The sequence below is a fragment of the Blautia sp. HA8986 genome (assembly GCF_056504635.1).
Genome location: NZ_JBWLUQ010000003.1, coordinates 310,793 through 328,962, shown reverse-complemented (window position 1 = coordinate 328,962; position 18,170 = coordinate 310,793). Strand labels below are relative to the sequence as shown.

The 18,170-nt window shown below is 44.7% G+C and carries 14 protein-coding genes; 3 read left to right on the top strand and 11 right to left on the bottom strand.

What is annotated here, in order from left to right; translation table 11 throughout:
* Nucleotide 1 precedes the first annotated feature (1 nt).
* The 5 genes from AC04Q4_RS16250 to AC04Q4_RS16230 all read right to left on the bottom strand — a co-directional run bounded on the left by AC04Q4_RS16250 (nucleotide 2) and on the right by AC04Q4_RS16230 (nucleotide 5,872).
* Complete coding sequence (locus AC04Q4_RS16250) at nucleotides 2-985, bottom strand: helix-turn-helix domain-containing protein (RefSeq protein ID WP_476389295.1); 984 nt, start codon at nucleotides 983-985, stop codon at nucleotides 2-4.
* Between the two features lie 213 nt (nucleotides 986-1,198).
* Nucleotides 1,199-2,263, bottom strand: coding sequence for a substrate-binding domain-containing protein (locus tag AC04Q4_RS16245; protein WP_119238746.1), 1,065 nt, complete (start codon nucleotides 2,261-2,263; stop codon nucleotides 1,199-1,201).
* 100 nt (nucleotides 2,264-2,363) lie between these two features.
* Nucleotides 2,364-3,371: an ABC transporter permease gene (locus AC04Q4_RS16240; RefSeq protein WP_173738273.1), complete on the bottom strand. Its 1,008-nt coding sequence runs from the start codon at nucleotides 3,369-3,371 to the stop codon at nucleotides 2,364-2,366.
* Between the two features lie 3 nt (nucleotides 3,372-3,374).
* Nucleotides 3,375-4,367: an ABC transporter permease gene (locus AC04Q4_RS16235; protein WP_173738274.1), complete on the bottom strand. Its 993-nt coding sequence runs from the start codon at nucleotides 4,365-4,367 to the stop codon at nucleotides 3,375-3,377.
* Entirely contained in the window at nucleotides 4,367-5,872 is a 1,506-nt protein-coding gene (locus AC04Q4_RS16230) for a sugar ABC transporter ATP-binding protein (RefSeq protein ID WP_173738275.1), read from the bottom strand. Before AC04Q4_RS16230 ends, AC04Q4_RS16235 begins: the two co-directional genes overlap by 1 nt.
* 265 nt (nucleotides 5,873-6,137) lie before the next feature.
* Between AC04Q4_RS16230 and AC04Q4_RS16225 the strand changes: the two genes are divergently transcribed.
* The 3 genes from AC04Q4_RS16225 (at nucleotide 6,138) to AC04Q4_RS16215 (ending at nucleotide 9,999) form a co-directional block, all read left to right on the top strand.
* Nucleotides 6,138-7,703: a response regulator gene (locus AC04Q4_RS16225; protein WP_476389294.1), complete on the top strand. Its 1,566-nt coding sequence runs from the start codon at nucleotides 6,138-6,140 to the stop codon at nucleotides 7,701-7,703.
* Entirely contained in the window at nucleotides 7,700-9,523 is a 1,824-nt protein-coding gene (locus tag AC04Q4_RS16220; RefSeq protein WP_476389293.1) for a histidine kinase, read from the top strand. The genes AC04Q4_RS16225 and AC04Q4_RS16220 overlap by 4 nt, the downstream gene beginning before the upstream one ends.
* A 92-nt stretch (nucleotides 9,524-9,615) precedes the next feature.
* The gene (locus tag AC04Q4_RS16215) at nucleotides 9,616-9,999 is read left to right on the top strand and encodes a DUF3783 domain-containing protein (RefSeq protein ID WP_173738278.1); all 384 of its coding nucleotides are present in this window, start codon (nucleotides 9,616-9,618) and stop codon (nucleotides 9,997-9,999) included.
* A gap of 135 nt (nucleotides 10,000-10,134) precedes the next feature.
* On the opposite strand, the gene AC04Q4_RS16210 is transcribed toward AC04Q4_RS16215, so the two are convergent.
* The 6 genes from AC04Q4_RS16210 to AC04Q4_RS16185 form a co-directional block, all read right to left on the bottom strand.
* A complete protein-coding gene (locus tag AC04Q4_RS16210) occupies nucleotides 10,135-11,553 on the bottom strand; it encodes an arabinose isomerase (RefSeq protein WP_118368701.1) in 1,419 nt (472 codons plus the stop codon).
* A gap of 18 nt (nucleotides 11,554-11,571) precedes the next feature.
* Nucleotides 11,572-12,975: a rhamnulokinase gene (rhaB, locus tag AC04Q4_RS16205; protein WP_173738279.1), complete on the bottom strand. Its 1,404-nt coding sequence runs from the start codon at nucleotides 12,973-12,975 to the stop codon at nucleotides 11,572-11,574.
* A 264-nt stretch (nucleotides 12,976-13,239) separates the two neighbouring features.
* Nucleotides 13,240-14,409 carry a substrate-binding domain-containing protein gene (locus AC04Q4_RS16200; protein WP_476389292.1) on the bottom strand — a complete coding sequence of 390 codons (1,170 nt, stop codon included), beginning with the start codon at nucleotides 14,407-14,409 and terminating at the stop codon, nucleotides 13,240-13,242.
* A gap of 147 nt (nucleotides 14,410-14,556) precedes the next feature.
* Entirely contained in the window at nucleotides 14,557-15,534 is a 978-nt protein-coding gene (locus tag AC04Q4_RS16195; RefSeq protein WP_021977851.1) for an ABC transporter permease, read from the bottom strand.
* A gap of 11 nt (nucleotides 15,535-15,545) precedes the next feature.
* Nucleotides 15,546-17,057, bottom strand: coding sequence for a sugar ABC transporter ATP-binding protein (locus AC04Q4_RS16190; RefSeq protein ID WP_173738280.1), 1,512 nt, complete (start codon nucleotides 17,055-17,057; stop codon nucleotides 15,546-15,548).
* 21 nt (nucleotides 17,058-17,078) lie between these two features.
* Entirely contained in the window at nucleotides 17,079-18,053 is a 975-nt protein-coding gene (locus AC04Q4_RS16185; RefSeq protein ID WP_021977849.1) for an ABC transporter permease, read from the bottom strand.
* Nucleotides 18,054-18,170: the final 117 nt, after the last annotated feature.

Below are 18,170 nucleotides of genomic sequence, written 5' to 3'. Positions count from 1 at the left end.
GTTACAGCCTCACCTGTTCTTTCTCACTGTTTTTTACCCTAAATGCCCGCGGTGTCATGTGATAATGTTCCTTAAATACCCGATGAAAATAACTGTTATTTTCATAGCCTACGGCTGCAATGATATCGCTGACAGGCAGATCTGTTTCACACATCAGCTCTACAGCTTTATTCAGTCTCTTTCTCTGAAGCAGCTCCTTGAAATTAAATCCTGTCGTTTTCTTGATCATTTTGCTTAAAACATGCATAGGCAGGTGAAGACGGCTACACAGCTCAGTCAAGGTAGCTGTCCGGTATTTCTGCTCAATGTAATCCAGCGTTGTCATGGAGATCATATTTTCATACTGATTGGGAAGTCTCATCTCTACATACTGCACAGATTCCACCAGATACATAAAGATCAGGCCCATTGTGGTCTGATTGATCCGTTCCCGGTCCTCCTCACCATTTACAAGGGAATAGATGATGTTTTCCAGAAGATTCTGAATCTGCAGCACCTCTGCAACTTTAAAGTGCAGATACTCTCCTCTCTCCTCATCCTGGCGGAGAACATTCACCAGAAAATCTGCCAGCATATTGTCATTGCCTGTCATGGAATAGGCTACGTCAAAAAACTCCGGAAGCACCATAAAATTGATTGCAATATCATTCTGACCCGCTTTCAGGATCTCATGCTTCGTAAACTGATTGAGAAAAAGCAGCTCACCTTTATTCACTACGACCCTTTTTCCATCGATGATATTAGTGAGGGAGCCCTCGCACACATACAGCACCTCCACAAAATTATGCCTGTGCGCCGGAAAATATACGAACCGGGTGTGAGTACGCACTGCAATCAGTCTGCCTTCCTTGAGCATCTTGCGACTGTCCACAGTAAAATCCCGGCCGGATGTATAGAGATCTTTGTCCACCTCTGCCTCTCCGTCCAGGATTCTCCTCTCTTCATCTGTAATTTTTCTCAGCTGATCCAGTAATGCCTGCTGCATGTATTTTGCTCCTTCATCTGTTCATGGTTTTCTGTTCTGCTGTCCTCATTTTAACACTGCAGCCATAAGAGTACAACCAGAATCAGAAGGCTGAGATTTTTTCGGAAACCTTCTATACACGAAATCCAAATATACGAAACAAGGCGGAGTCCGAAGACTCCGCCTGTTCTGAAAGGATTTATCATATGATTATACAGTCAATCTGAGGATTGATTAGTACAGTTTAGCCATCTCCTCGATGTTGCTTGTATCGAATTTCAGAGGTGCGCCAAGAACAACTTCTGTACCGCCGTCATCAGCATCTGTTACTGTGTAGTCACCAAGGTCACCAGCTGTGAACTTGTCATCTTTAGCACCTGTGATGTCACCGTTGATCAGAGAGATTGTTGTGTAAGCACTGAGTTTTCCAAGGCCCTGCATATCCCACAGATAGAAGTATGGGCAGGAATGAGAATCATCATCACCTGTGTACTCCTGCATCTCAGATGGAAGTCCAAGTCCTGTCAGCTTGCAGGAAGATCCGTTATCCTGAAGATATTTAGCTGCTGCTGCGATACCAACTGTTGTAGGTGCGCAGATAACTTTCAGATCTTTGTAGTTCTGAAGAAGAGCTGCTGTCTGGTCTGTGGATTTCTGCGGCTCATCATCACCGTATACAACGTCTACAAGCTCAAGCTTGCTGTATTTGTCATCGCCTTCCATGATGGTCTTCATTGCATCGATCCATGCATTCTGGTTAGCGGACTGAGATGTAGCGGAAAGGATAGCAAACTGTCCCTCACCACCGGAAATATCAAGAACTGCATCCATAAGTGCCTGAGCAACTTCTTTTGTACCAGCCTGGTTTACGAAAATCTCACGGCTGTCTTTGTTCGGAGCGGAGTCGAAGGAAGATACTTTGATTCCCTCATCCATAGCTTCCTCAAGCTTAGCCTGAAGAGCGTTAACATCGTTAGCGGAAATACAGATTGCATCAAAGTCCTGGGAAATCAGGTTGTCAAGAACCTTGATCTGTGCATCAGCTGTAGCTGTCTCAGGATAAACGACCTGAACTTCGCCGCCTTCAGCCTCTACTGTCTCCTGGAAAGATTTAGCTGCGATCTCGAAGAATGCGTTGCCGGCTGCTTTACCAACCAGAGCGATCTTTTTGCCTTCTGCGGAATTTCCAGCTGCTTCTGTCTTAGTATCTTCGGATTTGTCATCTGCTGCGAGAACCGGGCAAACTGTACCAAGAACCATTGCTCCACAAAGGATTGCGCTAATTACCTTTTTTTTCATTGTTGTTCCTCCCTATAAAAATATAATTTTTTTATATGCTGCTGCCTCCGCTACACCACTGGAGGCAGCTAACAATCGTATTGGGTTTCAAAAGTAATATTTAGTTTTTCTTCATTGCTACTGCTTTTTTCACATCGCCGATGATATTCGGGAGAGCTACTGCTGCTACCAGAAGTACACCAATAATGAGAAGGATTACCTGTGCATTTACGTTCTTCTGTCCAAGACCAACTCGTAAACATACGATGATGAATGCGGAAATGATACCGCCGGCCAGATTACCTTTACCACCTGTAGAGGAGATACCTCCGAATACTGCCATTGCGATGGCATCCATCTCAAATCCGTTACCGGTTGTTGTGTTTGCACCGTAAGAAGATGATACCAGGAACAGTGCACAAAGTCCGGACATAAGTCCCATAACTGTGTAGATGATGAAACGGATCTTCTCTACATGAACGCCTGCATAATAAGCTGCCACACGGTTTGTTCCGATCGCGTAGGTACGACGTCCGAATGTGCTCTTTCCAAGGAAAATTGCGAAGATCACACCAAGGATCAGTACCAGGAAAAGAATGTATGGAACATTTCCTACTTTTCCACCGATAGCACGGAAACCGTCTGTGTTTGTGATCGCGATACTTCCGCCGGCTCCAAGTGTTACCTCAGCAATACCACGGAAGATGATCTGTGTTGCCAGTGTTACGATCATTGGAGGAAGCTCTTTGAAGCGGGTAAGGATAAATCCGTTAACCGCACCGCAGAGGCCGCCAACAACCAGTGCTGTAAGTGCTACTACAATAAACGGAGCGTTTGTGTTGCAGACCATGCAGCTTAATGTTGCGGAGAGACACACGATCGCACCTACTGAAATATCAATTTCGCCTAATACCAGGATGTACGCCATCGGGAACATCATGAATACCTCTGCAAGGTAAACCGGCATCTGACGAAGGACACTCTTCAGATTATAAAACTCAGAAAATGATGCGCAGAAAATATTTACCAGGATAAAGAGAACGACCAGGATGCCTTCCCAACTGAATATGATGTGTTTCATCGGATTTTCCGGCACATTGTTAATACTTCTTCCAGATTTTCCAGCCATGATTTACATCTCCCTTCCCTTTAATGCGTTTTTGTCTGCGATTCTCTGCAGGATAACATTGATCACAACTACTACCAGGATGATAACACCCTTGATCATATTCTGCCACAGGGAACTGATACCTACAAGCGGAAGAGCTTTTGCGATCGTTGCAAGGATAATGGAACCAAGGAACGCACCAACTACTGTTCCACGTCCACCACTCATGCTTACACCACCGATAACACAGGCTGCGATAACATCCATCTCACCGCCGTACTGCATATCAGGCATTGCAGAAGCATAAACAGATACCTGAAGTGCTCCGCCAAGACCTGCGAGGAATCCCATGATCACATATACAAGAAGGTTGATATTCTTCGCATTGATACCGGAAACCTGAGCTGCACTTGCATTACTTCCTACTGCATAGATTCTTCGTCCTGTTCTTGTCCATTTCATAAAGAAGAAGAATACCACATAGCATACGATAATTACCCAGATAACCTTGTTGATTCCAAGGAAGTTGGTTGTTGCAAAATTTTTAAACTCACCAAGAGCTGCGGCACTTGCCCACTCACCACCGTGGGAAACAAGATAACCCATTGCTCTGTAGATGTACATAAAGCCCATGGTTGCAATGATTGGCGGTACGTTTGCTCTTGAGATCACAAGGCCTACAACAAGTCCGCAGGCAATACCGATTGCCATTGCAATGATGAAAGCAAGTAATGTGCTTGTGATATGTCCGTATTTCAGCAGCATACCGATTGACATACCGGAAAGTGCCAAGGTTGACATAATGGAAATATCGATTCCGCCTACCAGCATGACACATAACATACCAAGTGACATTACCATTGTTACTGCATTATTTTTCAACATCTCCATGAGGGACTTCGGCGTAAGGAATGACGGACTGATCACTGTGACAACTGCAAACAGCACGATCACGATAATTGCCAGCAGAGCCTCTCGGGAGCCTGTAATCTTCTTGATGACAGATTTCTTTTCCATTATTTAGTCCCCTTTCCGGTGCTCTTTTCCATGGACAGTTCAAGGATTCCTTCCTGTGTAGCCTCTCCTCTGTTCAGTTCACCTGTCTTACGGCCGTTGCACATAACGATAATACGGTCAGACATTCCAAGGATCTCAGGCATCTCGGAAGAGATAAGGATGATAGCATAGCCCTTCTTCGCAAGATCTCCCATGATCGCATAAATCTCGGCTTTCGCACCAACATCAACACCCTTTGTCGGCTCATCCATGATAACGACCTTCATTTCCTGAGCAAGCGCCTTGGCAACAACAACCTTCTGCTGGTTACCACCGGACAGTGAGCTTGCCGGCTGGAAGATATCAACAGCCTTGGTATCTACTTCCTCAAGAAGCTTCTTGGAAAGCTCTCTTTCTGCCTTCTCATCATTGAATCCGGATTTTGCATATTTGCTGATGATCGGAAGTGTTACGTTTCTTCCAAGTCCCCAGCTCATGACCAGACCCTGCTTCTGTCTGTCCTCTGGAAGAAGGATGATACCTTTTTCCATTGCTTCGGAAGGAGTCTTGATATAAACCTCTTTTCCCTCAAGGAAAACCTTTCCTTCGTCCGGACGGGTGATTCCACTGACAGCTTCCATAACCTCTGTACGTCCTGCACCAACCAGACCGGTAAGACCTACGATCTCGCCTGCACGTACATTGAAGGAAACATCCTTGAAAAATCCTGTTCTGGAAAGATGTTCGATACGAAGCATCTCATCTCCCAGCTCAACCTCCGGCTTCGGGAACAGATCATTGATCTCACGTCCAACCATTGCTTTGATCAGATCTGCGTTTGTGATTCCGTTTACATCGTAGGTTCCGATATACTGTGAATCACGGAATACGGTAACTCTGGAAGCCAGACGGTACATATCCTCAAAACGGTGGGAAATAAAGATAATGGAAACACCATTCTCTTTCAGCTTGTCAACCAGTGTGTAAAGCTTCTCAGACTCGTTTCTGGTAAGTGCTGCTGTCGGCTCATCCAGAATGATGATCTTTGCATTTGTGGAAAGTGCCTTGGCGATCTCAACCATCTGCTGCTGCGCAACGGAAAGTGTACCCATCTCTGCTGTTGCATCGAAATCTGCATCCAGCTCACCTAAGTACTTGTTCGCCTCCTGGTTCATCTCTTTCCACTGGATCATATGATGTTTGATGATCTCATGACCCATAAAAATATTTTCTGCAACTGTGAGGTGCGGATATGATGTCGGATGCTGATATACGGCTGCAATACCTGCCTCCTGGGCATCCTTCGGACCTTTGAAGTCAACCTTCTGTCCATTCAGGAACATCTCACCCTCTTCTGCTTTATGTACTCCGGTAATAACCTTGATAAACGTAGATTTACCAGCACCATTCTCACCCATCAGCGCGTGAACTTCGCCAGGTTTGAGCTGGAACTGTACATTATTCAGAGCTTTGACACCGGGGAATATCTTCGTAATACCTTTTAATTCAAGAACATATTCTGACACGGCTCTTTCTCCTCCCTTTCCTTTAATCTGATTATATTCTATCATCCGGCCCACAGGTTGATAATGGGAATATTTTTGGATAAGGGTAAAATATTCTTCTTTTCCCTGTAAAATATTACTCATAAACCATTGCCACATTCTCGTATTTCTATATACTTTGTGCTATAATAGTAACGTTGACGTTACGGTTTTCTGTGAATATAAACAGAACTTTAAACGTCCGATTTACAAAGCTATGAAGCTATGCTCGATTGGAGAATTGTATATGAAATTACTGATCGTTGATGACGAAGAACTTACTCGTACCGGATTGATCTCATCTATTGACTGGGATTCTCTGGGAATTACCGAGATCCTTCAGGCAGACGATGGTGTGAATGGACTGGAAATGGCCAGACTGTATAAACCTGAGATCATTCTCTGCGATGTTCGGATGCCGCGGATGACAGGCATTGCCATGCTGGAACGACTGGAGAAATTCCTGCCGGACAGTATCCCTATCTTTATGAGCGGATATTCTGACAAAGAGTATCTGAAAGCTGCCATCAAATTAAAAGCCGTCAATTACATCGAAAAACCTCTGCATCCCGAAGAAGTACGGGCAGCAGTTCTCGAAGCAGAAACTCTTTACAAGCAAAAGCTCCGCTCCCATCGTGGCGAAGCGATCCATTCCCAGGAAATCGCTACCCGGCTGGCACAGCAGCTGACGCTTCCCCCGTCCGACAGCACCAGGATCGCAGATCTCTGTCTGGAGCTGGAACAGCCGGAGCTTCTTGAACCCGGTATGAATTTTACTTCTGTAATTGTGAAGCTTAATGAATCTGTGGAAGCCTCCGGCATTTTCCTGGAGGATCTCCTGACTGACATTTCCCGTTTTCTGGAACATTATCATCTGAAATGTCTTTTTGTGGAAAAAAGAGTTCAATATCTGGTCCACCATATATATGGAACAAATGCTCTTTCCCCGGCAACACTTTCCGCAGTAGGAAGCTATATTTCCAGACAGTATGACAGCTGCGGAAAGCATCTGATCGCAGCCGGAACTACTGTAACAGATATTTCCATGGTTTATCAGTCCTATGCTTCCGCCGTGATTCTTCTGCAGAACTGCTTTTTCTTTCCGGAAAAAACATTTCTCACAGAAAATATCATAACCCAGCTACCTTCAAAAGGGCCGGTTCCGGACTCCCTACAGTCACCGGAAAATACCTTTTCCAACTATCTCCTGGCCGGCGAGGAAGAACACTGTTTTCAGTTTCTTGAAGAGCTTTTCCGGTATTACAGCTGCAATCACACATTTATTCCTAATCAGATCCGTGATCTTTATTACCAGCTGTTTAATGCACTTTCAGCTTCCCGTAAAAAAAATCAGATAGGATCGGAGCTTCATGAAAAACAGGATCTGATCATGGATACTCTGAACAACGCTTTTACCTACGAAGAGCTTCACAAAGCTCTGAAAGAAAAAGCCGCCCAGTATTTTGAAGATGCCAAAAATTCCCAGCCGGAAAATTCCACTATCTTTATGATCAAGGATTACATCAGCCGGAACTACATGAACGATACTCTTTCCGTAAAAGATATCAGCGGACATGTATACCTTTCCACCTCTTATGTATGCACCTTTTTCAAAAACGAGACCGGACAGACTCTCAATCAGTATCTGACAGAGTACCGGATGGAAAAGGCCAAACAGCTGCTTTCCGATCCCAGATACAAAATTTCCGAGATTTCTTCCAAGGTGGGCTATACGGATGGCAATTACTTCGGAAAAAGCTTCAAAAAATACTCCGGCTTTTCCCCTTCTGAATACCGGGAGAAAATGTCATGAGGGCCCTCTGGCGCCGTTTCAAAAACGGCTACCTGAATCTAAGCCTGCAGACCAAATTCACCATTGCCCTGATCAGCATTGTGATAGTTCCTGCATTTCTTACTGTCTTTCTTTTTTATGGAAGACTTTATAACATGGTGGTTTCCAATACCATCCGGCAGGAACAGGACGCCTCCGCAAAAACTGCACCTCTGATCGAACGGACTATGGATACGATTCTTGCTACCACCCGGAATATTACAGGACAGAATTTTTTTCAGGAGCTTTTTTATATGCCGGTCAGCGATTCAGCAGAAAAGCTTGCCACCTCCAACCATGCCATTGATTTTAAAAATGCCGTTCAGCGTCTGACCACAGATTCCATTGTTACCGATGTACGGATCTATGTGGATTTTCCTGATGATCTGAAAGAACTGGATACTTATCCCAACACAGCGAATATCCTTGCTCCCTTAAGTCAGGCGAAAGGCACCTACTGGTACGGTATCTTTCAGGGAAACCGGAACGCCCAGGAAATGTTCTGTCCTTCCTTCTATCTTGGCTCCAGGGAAAAAAAGAATTATGGTGATATGGCATATATCTGCCCCTTAAGCCTTTATTATCACTCCACTGCCTATAAGGCTTATCTTGCAGTGTATTATTCCGATGACAAGCTTACCTCCATTCTTTCCGACAATCTATCTCTGGAAGGAAGTGTTTCATATATTGTAAACGAACGTGATGCCATTGTTGCTACCTCAGATCCGTCATTATCCGGAATCTACCAACTGGATTACGACACCATCAAGGCTTCCTTTATGTCTTCCAATAACTTCATTGAGCGGAACATTCTGGACACAAAGGTTTATGCCGGTTTTTACAGTATTTCCAATACGGACTGGTTTATGGTAACAGTACTGCCTTCACCGCCGCTAATCCATGAGAGCAACCGGCTGATGATCCAGATTGCGCTTATCTACGCCGTTTTTCTGGTTCTGGCTCTTATTTTTGCCAACGTACTGGCTCACTCCATTACCGGAAGACTCTCTTCTGTGATCCGGCAGATGCAGACCGTCCGCCACGGCCCGCCTACTCCCATGGACAGTCCTTCTGCCCATGATGAGATTGGTGATCTGATTGACACCTATAACTATATGACCCGAAAAATGGATGAGCTGATGAAAACGCAGGCAAAGGCCGCCGAAGATCTCCGGATTGCGGAATTTAACTCCCTCCAGGCACAGATCAATCCACATTTTCTTTATAACACCATGGATATGATCAACTGGATGGCACTGCAGGGACAGACTGATGAGATCAGTCACGCTGTGCAGAGTCTTTCCCGTTTTTATAAGCTGACCCTGAGCCGCCAAAAAGGAATCTCTACCATTGCAAGGGAGCTGGAGCATGTAACCATCTACGTGCAACTCCAGAATATGCGCTACCATGACAGCATTGAGCTGATCACGGATATCCCGGATGAGCTGTCGGAATACCAGATCCCGAAGCTGACTCTTCAGCCCGTTGTGGAGAATTCCATTCTTCACGGAATCCTGGAAAAAGAATCCAAGTCCGGTACGATCGTAATTACAGGATGGATGGAAAATGAAGATGTTGTTCTTCTTGTTTCTGATGATGGTGTTGGAATTCCACCTGAGATCCTTTCCACTATTCTCTCCGGAAACGGAAACAGCCAGTCCGGAGGCACAAATATTGCTGTTTATAATACGCACCGGAGACTTCAGATCCTTTACGGAAATGATTACGGACTTACTTATTCCAGCAAGCCTGGAGAGGGGACGGAGGTTGAGATCCGTTTCCCTGCACATCGCGAAAAGTAATTTACAGACTTTTTATATAGATACTTTTCCTGTCCTTTAAAATACAAAACGTTCCAGAAAAATCTATATTCAGAAATGAGGTATGACATTATATGAATACACAGCCAGCTGCACTTTTATATAATTTTAATGATCCTGAACGTCTTCGCCAAATCCGCCGCTATCTGAACCGTCAGAAGGTTAAGACACGAATCATCACAGCACCGGAATTTCTTCATCCGCTGGGATATCTTTTTGAGATTCCGGGATTTCAGCCCTCTTCCCGGTTTAATCTGGGAAGCAATTTCACCGATGAAATGATCGTACTGAAGGATTTTTCCAGTGAACAGATGGATGATTTTCTTGCTTTTTTCCGTGAAAACCAGATTCCCTCTGTTGCACTGAAGGCCATGCTCACACCTGTAACTCAGCACTGGTCTTCCATTCAGCTGCATAATGAGCTTTCCATGGAGCATACACTTATGCATAAAAAATAAAAATTCAAAGCTTTGATCTGCCGAATCTGCCAGCTGCATTTCCGGCAGATTTTTTATTTTTCCAATGAAAAAGGAGACCGCTCCGCGCAGTCTCCTTTTCTGAATATGTTTTAGGTTGAATATATAAGAAAGAATTTATCTTGTCACGATATCTACCGGTACGTTAAAGATTTTTGCAACCTTCAGGATCGTATCGATGTGTCTTCCTGTAGCAGCTGCCATATGATGTGTCGGGCCAGCCTCACTCCAACGGTTAACAAACTCTCTTGCTCCGCATGTGAAGCGTGTTCTCATGTTTGTATCACCGAAGGAAAGGATTGGTCCTTCCTCGTTTACGCCCTCAGCTACAACGAATTTGAAGTTTCCGTCTTTATCCTGAGTGATTGCAAGGTAGGTCACCGGACCTGTGTACGGATAGAACTGTGTCAAATATCCGCCACCTGTTTTGCCATGGAATACTTTTACGATCTTCATGGTTGGCTTCTTGTCAGAGATGTCAGCGTCGCCGCTTCCGGAATGTCCGATGATGCAGATATCATCATTGAAGTCAATGGAGTACATCTCAGAAAGCTGACCTGTACCAGAAATTGTCTTTAAGATACTCATTGCCATGGCAACCTTCATGTCACCCTCTACAGCACATGCAGTACCCTGTTTGATCAGCATGGAGAATGCCGGGATCAGCATACTGTCAAGGACACCTGCTTTACCCTGTGCAAATCCATCGTAATGGGAAGCGATCATTCCAAGATGCTCGTCTTTTACCCATTTCTCAAAAGCAACAACGTATTTAGCCATATCCCATACTTTCTCGATTGTGCCGCCGCCCTCAATATCGAATGTATCAAGGATATCCTGTGCCTTTGCACGGATTGCTTCCTCGTCTGTGATATCATCAGCGATCGCCCACATCTTCTCCCAGTCGAACTGTTTTGTGTAGAGGAACATTCTGTTATAGAGGTTTGTCTCATCAATATACAGATCCATCATACCCGGATATGGTCTTCCGATCTGTGCAATGTTAGTCTCACGGAATCTTCTTCTTACCTGAGCAGCCTTGCACCAGTCTTCGATCTCAGCCTGAACTGCAGGATCTCCGCCTTCTACAACGCCTGTGATAACCGCATGTCTCTTGCCTGCTCTCTCAAGGTCAGCAACTGCCTCGCCTACAGCACCGCATGCATAGCCTTCACCCAGCCAGGAGGCAATGTCAGTGTGCTCATAATCCAGCGCTTTGATCTTCTGAACGTTTACAAGAACAACCGGAACATCCAGATCACGGATCGCAGGAAGCATGTTGTAGGATGTAGCATATGTCAGCATCTGAAGAAATACAAGATCAACATCTGCTGCACGGAACTTATCTCCTGCCACCATTGCCTGCTCTTTTGTTGTCACCATTCCGCCGTCAACGATCTCTACTGTATCCGGGATCGTTTTCTTGAATGCGTCGTACTGTGCCTCAAATTCCGGCACCAGTGACGGAAACTGCGGAAGATATGCGCCTAAAGCAATTGAAAATACACCAACTTTTGCCTTTGTGTTAACTAACATAATAAAACCTCCAATTATTTATGCTTTGTATACTTTGATACCGAAGGACTCATGGATGGTTGTACGAGCCTCCTCGATAGTTTTGAACTCCTCGGCCTTCAGCATCTGTGCTGTGATATTACCGATTGCAGTAGCCTCACCAGGGCCTGCATGGATTTCTTTCTTTGTAGCTTTTGCAGTCAGCTCATTTAAGTATCCTGCATTGGAACCACCGCCTACGATATGGATACGGCTGTAGGTTCTTCCTGTCATCTCCTCAAGCTCTTTGGCTATTTTTGCATAGCACTCTGCAAGGCTTGTGTAGATAACAGTTGCGATCTCACCAAGAGTTTCCGGAACCTTCTGTCCTGTTCTGCGACAGTAATCCTGAACCTCTTTTGTCATATTCTCAGGAGAAAGGAAACACTCATCGTTTGCGTCTACTCTTGACGGGAAATCTTTTGCCTCCTCAGCCATCTCGCAGATCTGAGCAAAGCTGTATGCATCATCAAACTCATGACGTACGGACTGGATCATCCAGAGACCCATAATGTTCTTCAGGTAGCGGAAACGTCCTGCATATCCACCCTCGTTTGTAAAGTTCATCTCACAGCTCTTCTCTGAGCAGTCTGCTTCTTTTCTCTCGATTCCCATCAGAGACCATGTTCCTGAGCTGATGTAGATGAAATCGTCATCATTTGCAGGAACGGCAAGTACTGCTGAGCCTGTATCGTGGGTAGCCGGTGCTACAACCTCAAGGTCAAATCCAACTGCCTCTTTTACTGCGTCTGTTAAATGTCCGATGCTTGTACCAGGCATGATCAGCTTCTGGAAGATCTTCTTCGGATATCCCAGCATGTCGATCAGCTCGTAATCCCAGTCTTTTGTTGTCGGGCATACAAGCTGTCCTGTTGTTGCCTCAGTGTACTCACAGGTCTTCTCTCCTGTAAGAAGGAAATGGAAGTAATCCGGTACATGAAGAAGTGTCTCGGCCTGCTCCAGATACTCCGGATGTTTCTTCTTAACTGCCATCAGCTGATATACTGTGTTGAAGATTGCTTTCTGGATACCGGTTCTTGCATACAGATCTTTCAGGGAAATTGTCTTGTAAACTTCCTCGTCCATTCCCTCTGTACGATGATCACGGTAGCCTACTGTGTTTCCGAGAACGTTGTCATCTTTGTCAAGAAGTACAAAGTCAACGCCCCATGTGTCAACACCCATGCTTACCGGAATCTTGCCGATTTCTTTACATTTCTTAAGACCGTTTACAATCTCGTTGAAAAGGCGGTCAAACTCCCAGCAGAGTTCTCCGTCTTTCTTAACCATACCGTTCTCAAAACGATAGATTTCTTCCAGGATCATTTTTCCGTTTTCCATATGTCCCAGAATGTGACGTCCACTGGATGCTCCGATATCTACTGCCAAATAATATGTTGCCATTTTTAAATCCTCCTCAATATGTAAGCTTCTGATCACTTTCATATCTGATGTTGTATTTATCATACATCAGGATCCTTCCGGTGATAAGAACCTCTTTTGTCAAAAAAAGTGTCTTTATTTGCAATAAAGCAGCGGACATTCGCAATCCACTGCGTTATTTATTTAAAAAATCCGCTGACTGAATCAGCCAGCGGATCTCTTATTTTTACGTTCGTGAACGCAATCCGCGTTCATTACAACTTCACGATCTGATCGATTATATGATTAGTCATAAAGGTTAGGAGCGATATTCTCGTCTTCCATATTTGTTGCATCATACCAGTAACCGTCTGTAGGAACATCCTGAAGCTCCTGGCCGTTTGCTGCTGCTGTCAGAGCGTAGATTGCATAGTATCCCATCATAAGAGGAGACTGTGTAACAGCACCAATGAATGTGCCATCTTTAACAGCTGCTTTGATGATAGAACCAGCATCGAAACCAACACCAACTACATCACCGTTTGCCGGGTCAGAACCAAGAACGTTAAGGTTAGCATTTGCTGCAAGAACACCCTCTGCAGAAACCTGGTTGGAACCGAATACTGCGATACAGTTCTCCTGGGAAAGGATTGCCTGTGCCTCTGTGGAGCAGAGCTCTACAGTTGTCTGTGCCGGAACAGCTACCTGGATAACAACGTCAGCGTCTTTAGCGTCTGCGTCAGCACCCTCTGCTGCGTTTACATAGAACTCGTTACCGCTTACTGCAACTGTCTTGCCATCAGCCTGAAGAAGCTCGATCATCTTGTTGATGAATCCAGTACCACGCTGCTGAATGTTCTGAGCTGTTGCATCCTGGTTAACCTCACCGATGATAACCTGTCCGTCAGCATCTTTAACAACGTCTTTAATGGAGTTGTACATATTCTCAGCTGCTACTGCACCAGCCTGTGCGTTGTCTGTACAAACCTCGCATACTACAGATCCTTCCGGAGCATCAGCGATACCTGTATCGAAAGTTACAACCGGGATACCTTTTTCTGCACATGTCTTAAGAGCATCCTGAACAGAAGATGTATCGCAAGCTGCAAGTCCTAATCCAACAGGATTGGAGCCGATAGCTGTGTTGATCATGTTAACCTGGTCGGCGATATCGGACTCACTGTTCGGTCCCTGTGCTTTATAAGTAACGCCCAGCTCCTCAGATGCTTTCTTCATACCTTCCTGAGCTGCATCCCAGTATGTAGACTGGAAAGATTTAACCATCATCGGGAACTCATAAGCTTCGTTTGCTTTCAGTCCGTCGAACTGTGCGGTAGGATCCTCAGCTGCTGTGGAATCTGCGGATTCCTCTGTTGCTGCATCTTCTTTCTCCTCAGCTGCAAAAGCTGCTGTTGCGCTCATGCTTGTTACCATTGCTGCACAGAGCATTAATGCCATAACCTTTTTTGCTTTCATATAATATTTCCTCCTTAAAATATATTATATAGTTTTTTATGTTCATACGCCGTTGCTACCCCTTGGCGTTTCACATCTTTGATTATCGGGTGCTGTTCACATTTCTCTGTAAACAGCACCCTTACTTATTATACACACTTCTTAATATCAATGTGCTGCTTTTTTCTCTTTCAAGATATCGATCAGAACGGCTACGATCAGAACGATACCAGTGATGATCTGCTGCCAGTTTGCCTGCAGGCCGATATATGGAAGACCTGTTTTCAGAAGCATGATGACGAAGATACCAACGAATGTACCGATCACGGAACCATATCCACCAGTAGCTGCTACACCACCAACGAATACACCACCGATAGCATCCATCTCAAGTCCGGCACCAGTACCAGGCTGTACAGTAGGTGTTACTGCTGCGTATGCGATTGCTGCAAGACCTGTAAACAGACCGCAGACAACGTATACCATTACGTGATAGAACTTTGTATTGATTCCGGAAAGGGCTGCTGCCTCTTTGTTGGAACCGATTGCAATTGTGTAACGACCGAATTTGGTGTGGTTCAGGATGTACTCCATAAGAAGAACCAGAATGATCATCCACAGGAAACCGAGCGGATAACGTGAAGCACTTCTTCCTGTACCAACGGTTACTTTAAAGATTGTGTGGAACCATCCACCGTCCTGTGTAAGTCCCGGCCAAGGTGTCGCACTGCAGAGAGATCCGGCACCACGGGTGATCATACAGGTACAAAGTGTTGCCAAAAATGGCGGCAGGTTCATAACACCGATCAGTACACCGTTCAGTGCACCAACTGCGATACCAAGAACAATACAGATCAGCATTGCCAGAGCTACCGGGCAATTGTTGTTTCTGATCAGTGTTCCGGCGATCAGTGCGTATGCTACCATACCAGTTCCGATTGACAGGTCAACACCACCAGTGATAAGCGGGAATGTAACTCCGATCGCCATAAGAAGATCGTAATATGAGAAATCCAGCATACTCAGGATCGTGGTGTACTGTCTGAATTCTTTACTCAAGCCTGAGAATATTGCACACAGGACAATGATAACGAGCAAAACAATAAATCTCTGATCACTTAAAATACTTTTTTTCTTCTTAGTCATGACTTTCCTCCTTAATCGATATTCCGTGTGGCCTTGTCCATGATGTTTTCCTGGGTTGCCTCGGAGATATCAATACATCCGGTAACTTTACCCTCACACATGATGATGATACGGTCACTCATTCGGAGAACTTCCGTCATCTCAGAAGAAATCATGATAATGGATTTGCCTTCTGCTGCCAGTCTGTTCATTAATTTGTAGATTTCGTTCTTGGCACCAACATCGATACCTCTTGTCGGCTCATCGAAAATAAGGATATCGCTGTCTCGTGTCAGCCATTTAGCAATAACAACCTTCTGCTGGTTACCACCGGAAAGGTTTACTACCAGCTGATCTGTTGTAGGTGTCTTTGTTGCAAGTTCGTTTACATATTTCTCAGCAACTTTTTTCTCTTTTGCTTTATTGATAAAGATACCATTGGTAAACTCTTCCATTGTTGCCAGTGTTGTATTCTCTGTTACAGATTTCTGTACAACACAGCCGTATCTTCTTCTGTCCTCTGACAGATAACCGATACCGTATTTAACAGCATCCTGCGGGCTGTTGATGGTAACTTCGTGAAGCTGTCCATCTTTACCCATAACAGAGATCTTACCACTCTGTTTCGGGTCTGCTCCGAACAGTGCTCTGGCTGTCTCGGTACGTCCTGCCCCCATTAGTCCTGAGAAACCAAGGATCTCACCTTTCTTCAGTTCAAAGCTTACATCTTGAACCATCTTTCCTGCGTTCAGATGTTCAACCTTAAGAACTACCGGTGCATCTGCCGGAACTGCACTCTGCTGTTTCGGATCTTCATAAATAACACGACCAACCATCATGTTGATGATATCTTCTTTTGTACTGTCTTTTGTGATCAGAGTTCCTACATATCCACCATCTCGCATAACGGTTACACGGTCTGTGATGGTCTTGATCTCATCCATACGGTGAGAGATATATACGATACCAAGATTCTTCTTACGAAGGTCACGGATGATCTCGAACAGGTCCGCGATCTCTTTCTCTGTCAGTGCTGCGGAAGGCTCATCAAAAATGATAACCTCAGCTTTATGGGAAATTGCTTTTGCGATCTCACACATCTGCTGTTTTCCGACTGTCAGGTTTTTCATCTTTTCTTTCGGATTGATCTCAATGTTCAGATCCTGAAAAAGCTTTTTGGAATCCTCGATCATCTTTTTGTCATCAATGCGGAAACCCTTCTTCGGCTCACGTCCGATGAAGATGTTCTGAGCAACAGTAAGATCACCTACCATGTTCAGCTCCTGATGTACGATTACAACGCCGGCATCCTGTGCCTCACGTGTATTGTGAAATTCTGTTTCCTTTCCTTTGTAAACGATGGAACCTGAATCCTTCTGATAAATACCGGTAAGAACCTTCATCAGTGTTGATTTACCGGCACCGTTTTCTCCCATAAGTGCATGTACTTCGCCGCGTTTTACTTCGAAATTAACGTGATCCAGAGCATGAACTCCAGGAAAGGACTTATCAATGTCCTTCATAGTTAAAATAACTTCACCCATTGTCGCATCCTCCCTCTAAGATCAGTTCTTTCTGCGTCTTGCAGAAACGTCGATATAAACTGCAACGATAACAATGATACCTGTGATGATCATCTGCTGTCCTTTACCAAGACCAAATGCCATGATGCCCTGCTGAAGAAGAGAGATGATGAATACGCCGATTACAGTACCGCCGATGGAAGCAAGTCCACCAACCATGGATGTACCACCCATAACGCAGCCTGCAATAGCCTCGTTGTTGTACTGATCGCCATAGCCAGGCTGAACAGTTGTGTATGTAGCTACAAAGAAGAGTGCTGCAATACCTACCAAGAATCCGCAGATCACATAAGCAAGCATTTCCCATTTCTTTGTGTTAACACCGGAAAGACGGACAGCCTCTTTGTTGGAACCAAGGCAGAGGATGTAACGTCCTTGTTTTGTGTTGTAAAGAACGATACCGCAGATAACTGCCATTCCCAGGAAGATAATGATTCCTACAGGGAAACCGTTTACGGAAACGATATTACGGAACCAGCCGTTTGCCTCACTGGCTGCCGGCCAGCTTACTGACTGTGTTTTTGTGAATACAGAAGCAATACCTTTTGCAATGTTCATGGATGCCATGGAAATAATGAATGGTGGTACTGACATGTAAGAAACCATCCAGCCATTGAAAATACCAAAGCAGAGACCGATCAGAATGCAAAGGATCATGGCAACTGCACACGGAACCTTGTAGGATGTCATGCAGTAACCGGATACCAGTGCACAGCAGAACATTACAGGTCCGATGGAGAAATCAATTCCTCCTGTAGCGATTACGAATGTAACGCCAAGTGACAAAAAGCCCAGGAAGTACACATAGTTCAAAGTAGATCTGATACTATCAACAGCCGGAAACTTGTTTCCAAGAACTACTTTAAAAACCAGGAACATGAGAATCAGAACACAGACAAGAAGTATTCTGTTCAATCCGAGCTTCTTAACGATTGGATTTTGTTTTAAGTTTTCCAATTTTTACCCTCCTCACGTTTTGCACGTATCTTGTGTTTTCTTGGTTATTATAATACCGTCAAAAGTCAATAATTGTAATAGAATATCTTGCAAAAAAAGGTTAAATATTTACTGTAC

What these genes read in the sequence shown, in the direction of transcription:
- AC04Q4_RS16250 (WP_476389295.1), bottom strand. Translation starts at nt 985, where the DNA reads ATGCAGCAGGCATTACTGGATCAGCTGAGAAAAATTACAGATGAAGAG.
- AC04Q4_RS16245 (WP_119238746.1), bottom strand. Translation starts at nt 2,263, where the DNA reads ATGAAAAAAAAGGTAATTAGCGCAATCCTTTGTGGAGCAATGGTTCTT.
- AC04Q4_RS16240 (WP_173738273.1), bottom strand. Translation starts at nt 3,371, where the DNA reads ATGGCTGGAAAATCTGGAAGAAGTATTAACAATGTGCCGGAAAATCCG.
- AC04Q4_RS16235 (WP_173738274.1), bottom strand. Translation starts at nt 4,367, where the DNA reads ATGGAAAAGAAATCTGTCATCAAGAAGATTACAGGCTCCCGAGAGGCT.
- AC04Q4_RS16225 (WP_476389294.1), top strand. Translation starts at nt 6,138, where the DNA reads ATGAAATTACTGATCGTTGATGACGAAGAACTTACTCGTACCGGATTG.
- AC04Q4_RS16220 (WP_476389293.1), top strand. Translation starts at nt 7,700, where the DNA reads ATGAGGGCCCTCTGGCGCCGTTTCAAAAACGGCTACCTGAATCTAAGC.
- AC04Q4_RS16215 (WP_173738278.1), top strand. Translation starts at nt 9,616, where the DNA reads ATGAATACACAGCCAGCTGCACTTTTATATAATTTTAATGATCCTGAA.
- AC04Q4_RS16210 (WP_118368701.1), bottom strand. Translation starts at nt 11,553, where the DNA reads ATGTTAGTTAACACAAAGGCAAAAGTTGGTGTATTTTCAATTGCTTTA.
- rhaB (WP_173738279.1), bottom strand. Translation starts at nt 12,975, where the DNA reads ATGGCAACATATTATTTGGCAGTAGATATCGGAGCATCCAGTGGACGT.
- AC04Q4_RS16200 (WP_476389292.1), bottom strand. Translation starts at nt 14,409, where the DNA reads ATGAAAGCAAAAAAGGTTATGGCATTAATGCTCTGTGCAGCAATGGTA.
- AC04Q4_RS16195 (WP_021977851.1), bottom strand. Translation starts at nt 15,534, where the DNA reads ATGACTAAGAAGAAAAAAAGTATTTTAAGTGATCAGAGATTTATTGTT.
- AC04Q4_RS16190 (WP_173738280.1), bottom strand. Translation starts at nt 17,057, where the DNA reads ATGGGTGAAGTTATTTTAACTATGAAGGACATTGATAAGTCCTTTCCT.